At 48.4% G+C, this 14045-nt stretch carries 14 protein-coding genes and 1 tRNA gene; 7 read left to right on the plus strand and 8 right to left on the minus strand.

The window, feature by feature from the left end; all coding sequences use genetic code 11:
- Positions 1–180 precede the first annotated feature (180 nt).
- The gene (locus LI015_RS11720) at positions 181–633 is read left to right on the plus strand and encodes a helix-turn-helix domain-containing protein (RefSeq protein ID WP_002594756.1); all 453 of its coding nucleotides are present in this window, start codon (positions 181–183) and stop codon (positions 631–633) included.
- Between the two features lie 511 nt (positions 634–1144).
- On the opposite strand, the gene LI015_RS11725 is transcribed toward LI015_RS11720, so the two are convergent.
- A complete protein-coding gene (locus LI015_RS11725) occupies positions 1145–2038 on the minus strand; it encodes a LysR family transcriptional regulator (RefSeq protein ID WP_002569444.1) in 894 nt (297 codons plus the stop codon).
- Between the two features lie 122 nt (positions 2039–2160).
- Between LI015_RS11725 and LI015_RS11730 the strand changes: the two genes are divergently transcribed.
- Positions 2161–3648 (plus strand): cation:proton antiporter, encoded by a 1488-nt coding sequence (locus LI015_RS11730; RefSeq protein WP_002571216.1) that lies wholly within the window; start codon positions 2161–2163, stop codon positions 3646–3648.
- A gap of 107 nt (positions 3649–3755) precedes the next feature.
- Here LI015_RS11730 and gpmI read toward each other — a convergent pair whose 3' ends face one another.
- The 4 genes from gpmI to gap all read right to left on the minus strand — a co-directional run bounded on the left by gpmI (position 3756) and on the right by gap (position 8557).
- Entirely contained in the window at positions 3756–5297 is a 1542-nt protein-coding gene (gene gpmI / locus LI015_RS11735; RefSeq protein WP_002571217.1) for a 2,3-bisphosphoglycerate-independent phosphoglycerate mutase, read from the minus strand.
- A gap of 98 nt (positions 5298–5395) precedes the next feature.
- Positions 5396–6148, minus strand: coding sequence for a triose-phosphate isomerase (gene tpiA, locus LI015_RS11740; protein ID WP_002569447.1), 753 nt, complete (start codon positions 6146–6148; stop codon positions 5396–5398).
- A gap of 50 nt (positions 6149–6198) precedes the next feature.
- The gene (locus tag LI015_RS11745) at positions 6199–7416 is read right to left on the minus strand and encodes a phosphoglycerate kinase (RefSeq protein WP_002569448.1); all 1218 of its coding nucleotides are present in this window, start codon (positions 7414–7416) and stop codon (positions 6199–6201) included.
- Positions 7417–7525: 109 nt separating this feature from the next.
- Complete coding sequence (gene gap, locus LI015_RS11750; RefSeq protein WP_002569449.1) at positions 7526–8557, minus strand: type I glyceraldehyde-3-phosphate dehydrogenase; 1032 nt, start codon at positions 8555–8557, stop codon at positions 7526–7528.
- 279 nt (positions 8558–8836) lie between these two features.
- On the opposite strand from gap, the gene LI015_RS11755 reads away from it, so the two are divergent.
- Positions 8837–9646: a histidinol-phosphatase HisJ family protein gene (locus LI015_RS11755; protein ID WP_002571218.1), complete on the plus strand. Its 810-nt coding sequence runs from the start codon at positions 8837–8839 to the stop codon at positions 9644–9646.
- Positions 9647–9749: 103 nt separating this feature from the next.
- Here the strand turns inward: LI015_RS11755 and LI015_RS11760 are convergent, their stop codons facing one another.
- A complete protein-coding gene (locus tag LI015_RS11760) occupies positions 9750–10739 on the minus strand; it encodes a peptidoglycan recognition protein family protein (RefSeq protein WP_002569451.1) in 990 nt (329 codons plus the stop codon).
- A gap of 190 nt (positions 10740–10929) precedes the next feature.
- Between LI015_RS11760 and LI015_RS11765 the strand changes: the two genes are divergently transcribed.
- The 4 genes from LI015_RS11765 (at position 10930) to LI015_RS11780 (ending at position 12772) form a co-directional block, all read left to right on the plus strand.
- On the plus strand, positions 10930–11481 hold the full coding sequence (locus LI015_RS11765) for a sigma-70 family RNA polymerase sigma factor (protein ID WP_002571219.1): 552 nt from the start codon (positions 10930–10932) through the stop codon (positions 11479–11481).
- Entirely contained in the window at positions 11450–12322 is an 873-nt protein-coding gene (locus tag LI015_RS11770; RefSeq protein ID WP_227125108.1) for a DUF3298 and DUF4163 domain-containing protein, read from the plus strand. The genes LI015_RS11765 and LI015_RS11770 overlap by 32 nt, the downstream gene beginning before the upstream one ends.
- Before the next feature lie 81 nt (positions 12323–12403).
- Complete coding sequence (locus tag LI015_RS11775) at positions 12404–12586, plus strand: hypothetical protein (RefSeq protein WP_002569454.1); 183 nt, start codon at positions 12404–12406, stop codon at positions 12584–12586.
- A gap of 6 nt (positions 12587–12592) precedes the next feature.
- Entirely contained in the window at positions 12593–12772 is a 180-nt protein-coding gene (locus LI015_RS11780) for a hypothetical protein (RefSeq protein ID WP_002569455.1), read from the plus strand.
- A gap of 189 nt (positions 12773–12961) precedes the next feature.
- Here the strand turns inward: LI015_RS11780 and LI015_RS11785 are convergent.
- Together LI015_RS11785 and LI015_RS11790 are read right to left on the minus strand one after the other, a co-directional pair.
- Positions 12962–13050: transfer RNA gene (locus tag LI015_RS11785), tRNA-Ser, on the minus strand.
- A gap of 120 nt (positions 13051–13170) precedes the next feature.
- Positions 13171–13974 (minus strand): DUF6612 family protein, encoded by an 804-nt coding sequence (locus LI015_RS11790; protein ID WP_002569456.1) that lies wholly within the window; start codon positions 13972–13974, stop codon positions 13171–13173.
- Between the last annotated feature and the right edge of the window lie 71 nt (positions 13975–14045).

The raw sequence follows: 14045 nt of genomic DNA on the forward strand, positions 1-14045 counted from the left end.
TGATGAATTAAAGTTCTTTTGCTTGAAGTAATCTTCAAAGTATGTTACTTTTGTAGTGGCTTATAAATCATCCATATGCATTATAGTACAGATATCAGAACCTGTCAATAGATAAGTTCTGTTTTTAGTACCTTAGTTCTATTTTTTGTACTATGCATATGTTACTAGGAGGCATATTTTATGGAGAATGACAAAATGATTGGTTTAAGAATACAAAAAAGACGCGCTGAATTAAAATTAAGTTTTAATCAAGTATGCGAAATGACCCACATATCTAAAGGAAATTTAAGCGGCATCGAAAATGCTAAATACCTTCCTTCATCCAAGGCTTTGCTAGAACTATCAAGAGTTTTAGATTGTTCGATAGACTGGATTCTTACTGGTGAAAATTGGAATTCTGAACAAAATAATGTTTTAATATCTGAACCGCCTATACCAACAATAAACGGACTTCCAATAACACCTGATGAACTATCCTTAGTTGAAAATTATCGAAAATTAAATCCAGCAAATAAATCTTCTTTAAAGGATTTTTGTAACTATAAAATCTATGAGCAATCCCATTCCCAAGGGTTATCATCAACATCGAATCATGGAAAAAACAACATGGAAGGGAATAGCGAAATAGCTTAATTTTTTTGTCTATTTTGGTTTATTTATAGTCCAAAATATGAGAATTGCTGTTAGTTTACTTTAAGCCCAAAAAACTACGTATTTATGCCAATTCTCACCATTCTTTAAAGTTGTTCAAAATGAGAATTGCTTTTTTCCAAAATTGTGTTACAAAGCGTCCTTTTAAACGCTCCTTGTTAACGCGTCAAATCCTGATTTTACGTACTTTTCACATAATTCTATAACATTGATTAACGTTAATTTTTAACGGCTCAAAAAAAGGACCTTTCCGGCAATTTTCTTGGAAAAGGTCCTTTTTCTATATTATTCTCATTTTATTTGTCAATAGCGATTTTCCTCTAAAAACCGCCGAAACCCTTGATATACCGTCACTTCCCGCCATATCCCACTTACTCCTCCTCTGTCTCGGTTTTGTCAAATATCTTGGTAACCTACAGAAAGCCGCAGCTTTAAAGCCGCAACCGCTCAGGCAGCCCATCTTCCCGGCCGGAAAAGCCCCTCACAGGAAATATTACTTTGCCTTCAGCTGTTCATAGATACCGCGAATATTCTGGATAAACTCCGGATGCAGGAAATCCTTCTGATATACCATGTCGATCTGGCGCACCATAGAGGAATTTTCAATGGGTATAATGGCCAGCCGGCCGCTGGCAAGTTCTTCGCGGCAGGCGCTTTTGGCAATGATGGTAATTCCCAAATCCATGGTTACCAACTCCTTGATCATGGACACGTTATCCAGTTCCATCATCACGTTAAACTCTTCCAGGCTCATGTCCCTGGCCCCCAGATGTTTCTCAAACAGCTGCCTTGTGCCTGCGCTGCGGCTGCGCAGAATCAGCTTTTCATGGCGTATCTCCTCCACGGACACTGTCTTGGCCCTGGCCAGACGGTGCATGGGCGAAACAGCCAGACACAGGTAATCCGTGTCCAGGGTGGTGGACACTAACGCCGCATCCGGCACCCCTCCCTCCACCACGGCAAAATCCAATTCATATGCCTTCAGGCGGCTATAAATTTTTTGAATGGTATTGACAGAAATATTTATATGTATATCCGGATTCTCATTACAGAGGGTGGCCAGCACCTGGGGAATAATGGTCTCCCCCGCCGTGGGAGTGATGCCTACATTCAGATGGCTGGTCTCCGTCTTGCTATCCTCAATAGCCTGGCAGGCGTTGGAATAAACGGCAGCTGCCCTGCGGGCATACTGCACCAGAATCTTTCCCTGGGGAGTCAGCTTCAGTTTGTTTTTGCTCCTATAAAATATTTTTATATCGAACTCATTTTCCAGCAAACGAATCTGATGACTCACCGCCGGCTGGGTCAGATTCAGCTTCTGAGCTGCCTTAGTATAGCTTCCGGACTCGATAACAGCCAGAAGAGTCTTTACTTTCATGTCAAACACAGGCCAGTCCCCCTCCATATATAAATATTTTTTATATCCCAATCAAATAATATCATTTGATTTTATCACCAAACACTACTATAATCAAGCAAAACAAAAAAACGCAGAAAGGAGTGTTGATTATGGCACTATTTTTATCAAACCTGGGAGCAGCAGGAATCATATTGACCATAGCAGTCATGCTGGCATCCGGCTTTCTGTTGACACGAATCACAAAACGGCTTCACCTGCCTAATGTTACCGGTTATATTATTGCGGGAGTCATCATCGGGCCCTGGTGCCTGAATCTTGTCCCTTCACAATATATTGGACAGATGGATTTTATCACAGACCTTGCCCTGGCATTTATCGCATTTGGAGTAGGAAAATATTTCAAACTGTCATCCCTGAAAGCCAATGGAAAGAAAATGGTGATTCTGACCCTGTTTGAATCCCTGACCGCAGGCATCTTTATCACAATTGTCATGCTGATTATGGGGTTATCCCTGTCCTTCAGTCTGCTTTTGGGAGCCATCGGCTGCGCCACGGCCCCTGCCTCCACCATTATGACCATCCGGCAGTACAAGGCCAAAGGGCCCTTTGTGGACACCATCCTGCAGGTGGTTGCCCTGGACGATGCAGTGTCCCTGATAGCCTTCAGCGTGTGCGCGGCCTTTGTCCAGGCCAGCTCCTCAAACGGCTCTGTGACGGTTTCGCAGATTGCCTTTCCGGTGCTCTTTAACTTATTGGCCCTGGCGCTGGGAGGACTATCCGGTGTGGTGCTCAGCAGGCTGATACACAAGCGCCGCAGCAAGGACCACAGCCTGGTTCTGGCCTGTGTCACCATTATGGGCGTGGCCGGAATCTGTACTTCTCTTAATGTTTCTCCTCTGTTGGCATGTATGGCCTCCGGCGCAGCCTATATCAATGCCAGCGGCAACAAACACTTATTTAAGCAGTTAAACCAGTTCACACCTCCCCTCCTGGTGATGTTCTTCGTGCTTTCCGGTATGAGGCTTTCCATTCCCAGCCTGGCAGCTGCCGGCGTGATCGGTATTGTTTACTTTCTGGTCCGCATTGCCGGGAAATACACCGGTTCCGCCCTGGGCGCCGCGGTTACCCACGCTTCACCGGAAATCCGCCGCTACTTTGGCCTGGCGCTGATTCCTCAGGCCGGCGTTTCCATCGGCCTGGCTGTGCTGGGGCAGCGCATGCTCCCTGCCGAAAGCGGCCAGCTGCTCTCAACCATCATCCTGTCCAGCGGGCTTTTGTATGAAATGGTAGGGCCTGCCTGCGCAAAAGCTTCCATCAAGTTATCCGGAAGCGTTCCGGGAAAGGCAGCTGTTGATAAGGCAGCTGCTGGAAAAGCCGCTGCTGGGAAGGCCGCTGCTGAAAAGGCCGCTGCTGGGAAGGCCGCTGCTGAAAAGGCCGCTGCTGAGAAAGTGATTGCCGGCAGTTCTTCTGCAAGCGGACCAGATATCGCCAAAGCAGACGGAGTTGAACAGCCTGTGCATAAAGCGGGCGCCGCGGCTTTGGAAGAACAGACACGAAAAAAAGCCCCGGACACCGGCAATGATACAAATGATACGGTATCGGCCCAGCAAGTCCGCCCAAGGCATGCTGTCGTCTGACTGATTTTAGATTCATTTGCGCCTAATCCAGCACTCTTCGGCAAAAAAAGCCAGCCCCGGACATTCGGAGCTGGCTTTTACGCATATTTATTCTCACTTCATTCTTCTTACTTAACCAGCAATGATTTGCCGGTCATTTCCTTAGGCTGCTCCATTCCCATGAGCTCAATAAGAGTGGGAACGATATCGCACAGGGCGCCGCCTTCACGCAGCTTGCAGGATGGGTCTGCATTTACCAGGATGAATGGTACCGGATTGGTGGTATGAGCTGTAAATGGCTCCCCGGTCTCATAGTCCACCAGCTGCTCCGCATTTCCATGGTCCGCACAGATAAACATGACGCCGTCCACTTCCCTGATGGCCTCCACTGCACGGCCCACGCAGGCGTCCACTGTCTCGATGGCCTTGATGGCTGCGTCCTCTACCCCGGTATGGCCTACCATGTCAGGGTTTGCAAAGTTGATGATGATGACATCGTATTTGCCGGATTTGATGGCTTCCACCAGCTTATCGCACACGCCGTTGGCGCTCATCTCAGGCTTTAAATCATAGGTTGCAACTTCCTTTGGAGAAGGAACCAGAATGCGGTCCTCACCCTCGTTGGGTTCTTCCACACCGCCGTTGAAGAAGAAGGTCACATGCGCATATTTCTCAGTCTCCGCAATCCTTACCTGTGTCTTTTTGTGGGCTGCCAGGAATTCGCCAAAGGTATTGGTGATACTCTCCTTCTTAAAGGCAACCAGCTTGTTCTGGATGGTCTCATCATAATCCGTAAAGCATACATACACCAGGTCCAGCCTTTTCTCCCTTGGGAAGCCGTCAAAGCTGTCGTCGCAGAATGCACGGGTAATCTCCCTTGCACGGTCCGGACGGAAGTTGTAGAAAATCACGGAATCCTTATCCTGGATGGTGGCCGCAGGCTTGCCGTCCTTCATCACCACAAAGGGGATGACGAACTCATCTGCCTTGCCGCTGTCATAAGAAGCCTGGATGCCTGCAGCAGCGCTTTCAGCCTGATTTCCTTCGCCCTTTGTCAGAGCGTTGTAAGCCAGCTCCACGCGGTCCCATCTCTTATCACGGTCCATGGCATAGTAACGTCCCATGACAGACGCTACCTCGCCTACGCCGATCTCCTTCATCTTTGCTTCCAGCTGCTCCACAAAGCCCTTTCCTGATTCAGGAGGCGTATCGCGGCCATCCAGGAAACAGTGTACATAAACCTTCTTTAAGCCGTTCTTCTTAGCCAGCTCCAGCAGGCCGTAAATATGGGTGTTGTGGCTGTGTACGCCGCCGTCAGACACCAGCCCGAACATATGAAGGGCAGAATCATGTTTTTTGCAGTTTTCAATTGCTGTGAGGAACTCCGGAATCTGGAAAAAGTCCCCGTCCTGAATGGATTTTGTGATTCTGGTCAGTTCCTGGTATACGATACGGCCTGCTCCCATGTTCAGATGACCTACCTCAGAGTTGCCCATCTGTCCCTCAGGAAGTCCCACTGCCATGCCGCTGGCCTCGCCCTTTACAAAGGGGCACTGGCTCATGAGCTGGTCCATAACCGGAGTCTTGCCCTCGCATACAGCGTTGTGCTGGCAGTTATCGTTCAGTCCGTAGCCGTCTAAAATCATTAATACGGTTGGTTTTTTACTCATTTTCAATCTCCTTCTGTTTTAAATGCCCTGCCGCCTTATGGCGCGTGAATCCCGCATTGGGTCACGCTCCGGTCAGGAGCAGGGCACACATTCCGTTATTACTTGTTGTAATTTACAATCTTGCCAAAGTCAGGCTTTAAGGAAGCGCCGCCTACCAGTCCTCCATCAATATCCGGCTGTGCGAAAAGCTCCGGAGCGGAAGATGCGGATACAGAGCCGCCGTACTGGATACGGATTGCCTCAGCTGTAGCCTCATCGTAAATCTCTCCAATGCATACACGGATAGCTGCGCAGACTTCCTCAGCCTGCTCTGTGGTAGCCACCTTGCCGGTGCCGATTGCCCAGATTGGCTCGTAAGCAATAACCGCAGTCTTAGCCTGGTCAGCTGTCACATTCAGGAATGCAATCTTAATCTGCTGGCGGATCCAGTCAATGGTGATTCCCTGCTCCCTCTGTGTGAGTGTCTCTCCGCAGCAGACAATCGGTGTGATGCCGTGTTCAAAGGCCTTTAACACCTTTTTGTTCACGGTCTCATCTGTTTCTGCGAAATACTCGCGTCTCTCTGAATGACCGATGATTACGTACTTAACGCCGGCGTCTACCAGCATGTTGGGAGAAATCTCGCCTGTATAAGCGCCCTTCTCCTCATAGTACATGTTCTCGGCTCCGATACAGATATTGGATCCCTTAGCTGCTTCCATAGCAGGAATAATGTCAATGGCAGGCACACAGAATACCACATCCACATCCTCATTCGCTACCAATGGCTTTAACTCGTTTACAAGGGCAACCGCCTCTGACGGAGTCATGTTCATCTTCCAGTTGCCTGCTATAATTTTCTTTCTTGACATTGTATTTTACCTCTCCCTTTCACACTGTAATCACTTATGGGAAAACCGAATTAAGCTTTGTTGTCAGCTGCAGCCACACCTGGCAGTTCCTTGCCCTCCAGGAATTCCAGGGAAGCGCCGCCGCCGGTGGAGATATGGGTCATCTTATCAGCAAAGCCCAGTCTCTTCACAGCATTGACAGAGTCGCCGCCGCCGATAACCGTGGTGGCATCTGCCAGTTCAGCAACCGCACGGCATACTTCCAGTGTGCCTTCTGCGAAGTTGGAGAACTCGAACACGCCCATAGGTCCGTTCCACACAACCGTCTTGGCGCCCTGCAGTGCTTCCTTGTAAAGCGCGATGGTCTTAGGTCCGATGTCAAATCCTGACCAGCCTGCGTCAATTACATCCACTACTTTATGCTCGGTGTCGTTGGAGAATTCCTTTCCTTCCACATGGTCAACAGGAAGCAGCAGCTTAACGCCCTTCTCTTCTGCCTTCTTAATCATCTCCAGTGCATAGTCCAGCTTATCTGCCTCACATAAGGAATTGCCGATTTCCTGGCCCTGTGCCTTTGCAAAGGTGTAAGCCATACCTCCGCCGATAATCAGGGTGTCAACCTTGTCTAACAGATTGTTAATTACATTAATCTTATCGGAAACCTTGGCGCCGCCCAGAATGGCCACGAATGGACGAACCGGATTCTCAACCGCCTGTCCTAAGAACCTGATTTCCTTTTCCATCAGGTATCCCACCACGTTCTCCTTGGTAAATCTGGTAACGCCTACGTTGGAGCAGTGTGCCCTGTGGGCTGTGCCGAATGCGTCGTTTACGAAAATGCCGTCGCACAGGTCAGCCAGCTCTTTTGCATAAGCCTCGCTTGCAGCATCGCCGTCTTTGAATTTGGTCTCCTCAACTCTGTAACGGGTATTCTGAAGAAGCAGAACCTCTCCGTCCTTTAACTCAGCAGCTACCTTCTGTGTCTCAGGCCCTGTTACCTTTGGATCGTCCACAAACTTAACCTCTACGCCCAGTCTTTCGCTCAGAGCAGGAGCAACAGGAGCAAGGCTCATCTCCGGAACGGGCTCGCCCTTTGGCTTGCCTAAATGGGAGCACAGGATAACCTTGGCGCCCTGGTCAAGAAGCTTCTTTATGGTAGGGATGGCTCCGTCAATACGGTTATAGTTCTGGATAACGCCTTCCTTTAACGGAACGTTGAAATCACAGCGTACCAGTACTTTTTTTCCCTGTAAATCTTTTAAATCATCAACTGTTTTCTTGTTTAACATATTTCTTTCCCCTTTCAGAGTCATTGATACATTTGGCGAACAAAGGGCCCGGCCCAAACGACCGGACCCTTCATGAGTCTACTTAGAAATTACTGTCCTGTTGTCACAATTAGCCTAACTCAGCAAAGTACTTGATTGTCCTTACCATCTGGCTTGTGTAGGAGTTCTCATTGTCATACCATGAAACAACCTGTACTTCATACAGATCATCTGCAATCTGAGCTACCATGGTCTGTGTTGCATCGAACAGAGAACCATATCTCATGCCGATAACGTCGGAAGATACGATGGCATCCTCATTGTATCCAAAGGACTCGCTGGCAGCTGCCTTCATAGCTGCGTTGATGTCTTCCTTTGTAACACCAGCCTTCTTAACAACAGCTGTTAAGATTGTGGTGGAACCGGTTGGTACAGGTACACGCTGTGCGGAACCGATTAACTTGCCGTTCAGCTCTGGGATAACCAGGCCGATAGCCTTAGCTGCACCAGTGGAGTTAGGAACGATGTTAGCTGCGCCGGCTCTTGCTCTTCTTAAATCGCCTTTTCTGTGTGGTCCGTCCAGAATCATCTGATCGCCTGTGTAAGCGTGGATGGTGGACATGATACCGCTCTGGATAGGAGCATAATCATTCAGAGCCTTAGCCATAGGAGCTAAGCAGTTTGTTGTACAGGAAGCTGCGGAGATAATCTTATCATCAGCTGTCAGTACATTCTCATTAACGCTGTATACAATAGTAGGAAGGTCATTGCCTGCAGGAGCGGAGATAACAACTTTCTTAGCGCCTGCCTCGATGTGTGCCTGAGCTTTGTCCTTAGAGCAGTAGAATCCTGTACACTCCAGAACTACGTCTACGCCGATTTCGCCCCATGGAAGATCAGCAGCCTTTGGCTCCTTGTAGATGGTGATTTTCTTGCCGTCTACAGTGATGGAATCCTCTCCAGCCTCAACAGTGTGCAGACCCTGGCCATAAACGCCGGCATATCCGCCCTGTGCTGTATCATACTTTAACAGATGAGCTAACATCTTAGGATCGGTTAAGTCATTGATAGCTACTACATCGTAACCTTCTGCTCCGAACATCTGACGGAAAGCCAGACGTCCAATACGTCCAAATCCATTAATCGCTACTTTTACTGCCATGATTCAATTCCTCCTAGTTTGTTAAAAAATATATTATTGTTAAATATTAATCAACTTCTCTCTATTGTAATCAATTTCTAAAGAAATGGCAAGTCCTTTTTTTATTTTTACGGATCTTTGACCTTTTTATACGAAGAAAAGACTGGAATCTTGCCATTCGGGTATTTTCTGCTATAATGTTGTTATGAAATGCGTATGAAAATGCCGGTATTAATAAAAATACTGCTGTTTTTTTTATTAAGAAGCTATTATTTATATAGAAGCAAAGGAGAAGCTCCGATGATATACGACTGCCATCTGCACACTGAATTTTCCGGTGACTCCAACACCCCCATCAGCCTGCAGATTGAGAAAGCCATAGAACTGGGCATGAAGGAGATGTGCATTACCGACCACCACGACTACGATTCCGGATTCTGCGACTGTGATTTTATCCTGGATATCCCCACCTATCTCACGTCCCTGCGCATGCTCCAGGCAGAGTACAGGGACCGCATCCGCATCAACATCGGAATCGAGCTGGGACTTCAGGATCATCTTAAGGAATATTTGGAGCACTTTGTAAAGCGCTACGGGGATTCCTTTGATTTCATCATCGGATCCAGCCATTTTGTAAAGAGCATGGACCCATATGACCCGGAATACTGGAACAAGCGGGGCGAGGTGCCCGGCTTTGAGGATTTCTTTGAAGCCTCCCTGGTGCGTGTCAGAGACCTGTGCCGCACCTTTGATTCCTTTGGCCATCTGGATTATGCGGTGCGCTACGCTCCCCACCAGAATGACTTTTACGACTACCGGCATCTGAGCCAGTGGATTGACCCTCTCTTAAAGATTCTTATTGAAAACGGCAAATCCCTGGAGTGCAACACAGGCGGTTTCAAGTACGGCCTGGGCCAGCCCAATCCCTGCCGGAAGATTCTCATGCGCTACCGGGAGCTGGGAGGCGAGATGATAACCATTGGATCCGACGCCCATACCCCGGAATATGTGGGTTATGCCTTTGACACCTGCCGCGAACTGCTGTCTGACTGCGGTTATAGATATTTTACTGTGTACCATGGCAGAAAGCCGGAATTCATTCCTCTTTAGCCGGGAGTTTCCGTCTGCGTCTGAAAACGCCGTACAATCTTTTACCTCAAGACTGTACGGCATTTATTATATTTATGTATTTAGTTTAATATGTCTATGCACCTCATCCCGCACTTTCCGTCTTCATGGCCGTCTTTACATCCTTAAGAAACTGCTCCCATGCGTCCTCATGCTCCACATAATACTTGGGGCAGAGTTTTTCATTCACATCATAATGGCGTATAACGTCCCCGGGCGTCAGTTTCAGCTGCCTGCAGAGGAAGGCTGTCAAATCCACCAGGGATTCATAGGTGGCATCATTGAACTTTCCGCTGTCGTCCGGATGGCACACCTCTATGGCGACTGTGGTGTTGTTTAAAGGGGCATTGGCATAGGCAATCTCATTTACAGGGATGCACTGGATAACTTCACCTTCCAGCCCCACCACAAAATGGCTGCTGGCAGACGAACCGCTTTTTTGCGGGTCCTGGTCAGCCAGGCTGTCAAAATAGTCCCTGTTATTCTTGGCCGTGGAGCCGGGATTGGCCACATAGTGTATGACAATCTTATCCACCTTCTGACGCCCCACGTCCGGTCTGGAAAATATATTCTTCCTTATAAAATCCTGCTCTACATAATCCGGCACCTCCACCGCCTTCAAATCCACGGTATAAGGCCGCTCCCATCCCCAGAGGTAATAGCCTCCGCCCAGACCGGCGCCGGCGCCCAATATGAGCACCAGCAAAAGTGCAAGGAAGGACACGCCTTTGCCCGAACGGTTCCGGTGTTCTCCTGAGCCTGAATTTCCTGCTTTTTTACTTCTTTGGGACCGGTCAGCCTTCTTTCCGGTGTTCTGGACCTCCTGCGCCGTTCTGTCAGCAGACTTTCTGGCTGCAGATGTTCTGGCTGCAGACGTTCTGGCCTCCGGCGCCCCATCTCCTATACCGGGCTTTCTCCTGGAAATCCGCTCTCGTCTGGGCCTGCCCCCTATGTAGGAATCCCCCACAGGAGGATTCTGCCGGCCTGACGCAGGCCTGTTGGGCTCCAGCGGTACCTGCCGGATATCTTCGTATTCTCTCATCCTGTCTATATCGTTGGTCCGTTCCTCTTTCATCCTTTCGTACACCTTTCATTGATTCATGTTCCGCTGATTCTGTCACATGAACAATATAACATTTTTCAGCTTAAAACACAATGGATGTTGCATTTTATAAACCAATCTGTAAAATCTTAAAATAGATGCAACTTTATCCCCGCCTCAGACGTCTAACAGTCAGAAGGATACGAAAGGAGGATGCAGATACATGGGCTTATACAACAATACGGCGGAAACAGAACGTCTCCTTACAGAAAATTATGAACGCTACTACCGCCTGGCATTTAAGCTGATGCGAAACCAGGATGATGCCCTGGATGTAGTCCAGGAAAGCGCCTATCGGGCAATTAAGGACTGCAAAGGGGTCAGAAATAAAGACTACCTGTCCACATGGATTTACCGGATCGTGGTCAACACAAGCCTGGATATGCTGCGCAGGAAAAAGAAAGAAACACCCACAGAAGAAATGCCGGAGACTCCCACAGAGGACCATTACCAGGACCTGGACTTAAAACAGATGATAAACCGGCTGGATGACAAAAGCAGGACCGTCATCATACTGCGGTATTTTGAGGATCTTAAATTAGAAGATATTGCTGATATAGTAGGTGAAAATCTCAATACAGTAAAGGCCAGGCTTTACCGTACCCTGAAAAAACTAAGGCTGGAACTGGAGCCAATGCCCTTGGGCGCAAACCAGAACCATTTTTCAGAAAGGAGCCATGCTCATGAAACAGGAAGAAAACAGACCGATGGATAAGCTGAAATCAGATTATGAAAGCATACCGGTTCCAACGGAAGCAAAGGAACGCATGCTTGCGGGCATTGCCCAGGCAAAAAAAGAACAGAAAGGTGTGATTATCATGAAATTCGCAAAAAAAACAGGCGGGGCCGCTGCCGCTGCCATGATTGCCATTACCGTGCTGGTCAACGCCACTCCGGCCCTTGCCAATGCCATGGAACAGATTCCGGTCATTGGATCCATTGCAAAGGTGGTAACCTTCCGCACCTATGAAGATAAAAAAGATAATTTTGAGGCAGATATCAAGGTTCCCCAGGTGACGATTGAAGGGACCGAGGGCGCCCAGGTACCGGCCAACAAATCCATAGAGGATTACGGCAATGAGCTTATCGCCATGTACGAGGAAGAATTGTCCAGGGACAACGGAGAGGGGCACTATGGCCTGGATTCACAGTATGAAGTGGTGACAGACAACAGCAAATACCTGTCCATCCGCATTGATACCACCCTTACCATGGCCAGCGGCACTCAGTTTGTCAAGGTATTTACCATAGATAAGGTTACCGGCAGCATCATCTCCTTAAAAGACCTGTTCCATGACCGTCCGGAAATGCTGGAGGCCGTCAGCGATAATATAAAGAGCCAGATGGCCCAACAGATGGCAAAGGATGACTCTGTGGTGTACTTCTACCAATCCGATATGCCGGATGAGGATTTCAAGGGACTAACAGGCGATGAAAGTTATTACTTCAATGAAAACGGCGAACTTGTGATTACCTTTAATGAATATGATGTGGCGCCGGGATACATGGGTGCCGTACAATTCACCATTCCCGGTTCCGTTACAGGTACATTTTAAATACCGAATCCTGCTAAATACCCAATCCTGCCATGCATATTTTCCATCCCCGCCTTCCATACTAATCCTGAGGTGATGAATATGATAGAGCGAGATGAACTTCCCATTGGATTTACCATGGAGCTGGCCATGAATCCCGAAGCCATGAGCCGTTTCTCCGGTCTTACGGAGCCGGAGCAGAAACAGGTGGTAAACAGGGCCAGAAACATAATGAGCCATGAGGAAATGCGCAACTACGTGGAAAATATGTTTACGGAAGGATGATGGCACATGGACAGAATACAGACACCCGGAAAGCAGGATCCCGGCAGACAGGAACCCCTGGAACTTCCAGGAAGAAACAGCAGCACCTATGGGGATGGAGACATTCCTGAAATAGATTTACCCGGTGCTGATAACGCCACCCATGATTTTCCTCAGGAATTTCCTGAAAACCGCATGCAGTCCTGATGAATCAGGGCTGCATTTTTCCGCGCACTTTTACCCCCTTCCTTCCCGGGCCGGCGCAGATGCCTGCAATCGTCACAGCACAAAACAGCACAATGCCCGGAGGACCGCAGATACGGCCCGCTCCGGGCATTGTGCTGGTATGTGTTCTGTTTCAGGTACAGTCCTTACGGACTGTCCTCATTGCATAAACGGAGGAGGAGGGATTTGAACCCTCGCGCCGGTGCTACCGACCTACTGGTGTTCGAAGCCAGACCCTTCAGCCACTTGGGTACTCCTCCAAAAAAATGCCAACTACTGCATTATACACTAAAATCCGTGTTTTGTGTAGTAGTTGGCGTTAATTTTTTAGACATTTTCGCAAATTCTAAAACTGCCTTTCATACAGCCTCAAATTTCCTCTAACTGGCTGCTGCCTGCATCTCGGTATATTCCGCAGGATTTGGAACAGGCACATCCACGGGCTGGCCGGGATCCGCTATTCCCACATCGCCGTCCAGATTCACACTGAAGGTCTCACCCTGCATGGTCATATCCATATCCATCTTAAGGCGCATCTTAATGCAGTCGCCGGCCGGATTAACCACATATTCTCCGCGGATATTGTGAAGCTTCATATCAAGGCCGTCCAGCATGCCTGTAAGTCCGGTGGAACCCAGTACCATCTGCATGTACTCGTTCATCTTGGCATCATTGATGGTATAGCCGATGACCTTGTTCTCTCCCTCATCCCACAGGCTAAAGTCTCCAACCAAATCTTCCGGCACATCGAATGCCTTGGATGACGCCAGGGCCTGGTTCATCATGTCTCCCATGGCCACAGGGTACTTAACCTTCTGGCCCAGCATATCCATGTAGATATAACCGTCCAGATAATACATGGAATAGGTGATAGGCTCACTTTCCGGAACCGTCATACGGCAATAGGCCATGTAGCGCATCTGGCTGGGATCCTGTATATGATTCATCTTCATATTCATCTCCAGCCGCATATCAACGGGATCAATACCTTCATTCTCAAACAGGCTGCCTGACATCTTCATCTTGAAATCGTAAAAGGCGTTCATATCCGTCATGTTCTGGTTTCTGGCTTCCACTGCCTTGTACAGCTCCAATGCTTCCTGTGACTGGGCCGCATAGGCGGTCATGGGACATAAAAGGGCAACTCCCAGAACCACTGCCGCCAGACGTTTCATCAATTTCATGTAATCCCTCCTTGTCTTAAACAAACCTTTGGTGTTATGTCCATTGTAACGCATCAGGTATTATTTGTAAA

The organism is Enterocloster sp. 210928-DFI.2.20, assembly GCF_020554465.1.
GTDB lineage: Bacteria > Bacillota > Clostridia > Lachnospirales > Lachnospiraceae > Enterocloster > Enterocloster bolteae.

Bases quoted from the DNA above. Each gene is read 5' to 3' on its own strand.
- LI015_RS11770 (WP_227125108.1), top strand. From the start codon at position 11,450: ATGAAACAGGAAGAAAACAGACCGATGGATAAGCTGAAATCAGATTAT.
- tpiA (WP_002569447.1), bottom strand. From the start codon at position 6,148: ATGTCAAGAAAGAAAATTATAGCAGGCAACTGGAAGATGAACATGACT.
- LI015_RS11760 (WP_002569451.1), bottom strand. From the start codon at position 10,739: ATGAAAGAGGAACGGACCAACGATATAGACAGGATGAGAGAATACGAA.
- gpmI (WP_002571217.1), bottom strand. From the start codon at position 5,297: ATGAGTAAAAAACCAACCGTATTAATGATTTTAGACGGCTACGGACTG.
- gap (WP_002569449.1), bottom strand. From the start codon at position 8,557: ATGGCAGTAAAAGTAGCGATTAATGGATTTGGACGTATTGGACGTCTG.
- LI015_RS11755 (WP_002571218.1), top strand. From the start codon at position 8,837: ATGATATACGACTGCCATCTGCACACTGAATTTTCCGGTGACTCCAAC.
- LI015_RS11780 (WP_002569455.1), top strand. From the start codon at position 12,593: ATGGACAGAATACAGACACCCGGAAAGCAGGATCCCGGCAGACAGGAA.
- LI015_RS11765 (WP_002571219.1), top strand. From the start codon at position 10,930: ATGGGCTTATACAACAATACGGCGGAAACAGAACGTCTCCTTACAGAA.
- LI015_RS11775 (WP_002569454.1), top strand. From the start codon at position 12,404: ATGATAGAGCGAGATGAACTTCCCATTGGATTTACCATGGAGCTGGCC.
- LI015_RS11745 (WP_002569448.1), bottom strand. From the start codon at position 7,416: ATGTTAAACAAGAAAACAGTTGATGATTTAAAAGATTTACAGGGAAAA.
- LI015_RS11720 (WP_002594756.1), top strand. From the start codon at position 181: ATGGAGAATGACAAAATGATTGGTTTAAGAATACAAAAAAGACGCGCT.
- LI015_RS11730 (WP_002571216.1), top strand. From the start codon at position 2,161: ATGGCACTATTTTTATCAAACCTGGGAGCAGCAGGAATCATATTGACC.
- LI015_RS11790 (WP_002569456.1), bottom strand. From the start codon at position 13,974: ATGAAATTGATGAAACGTCTGGCGGCAGTGGTTCTGGGAGTTGCCCTT.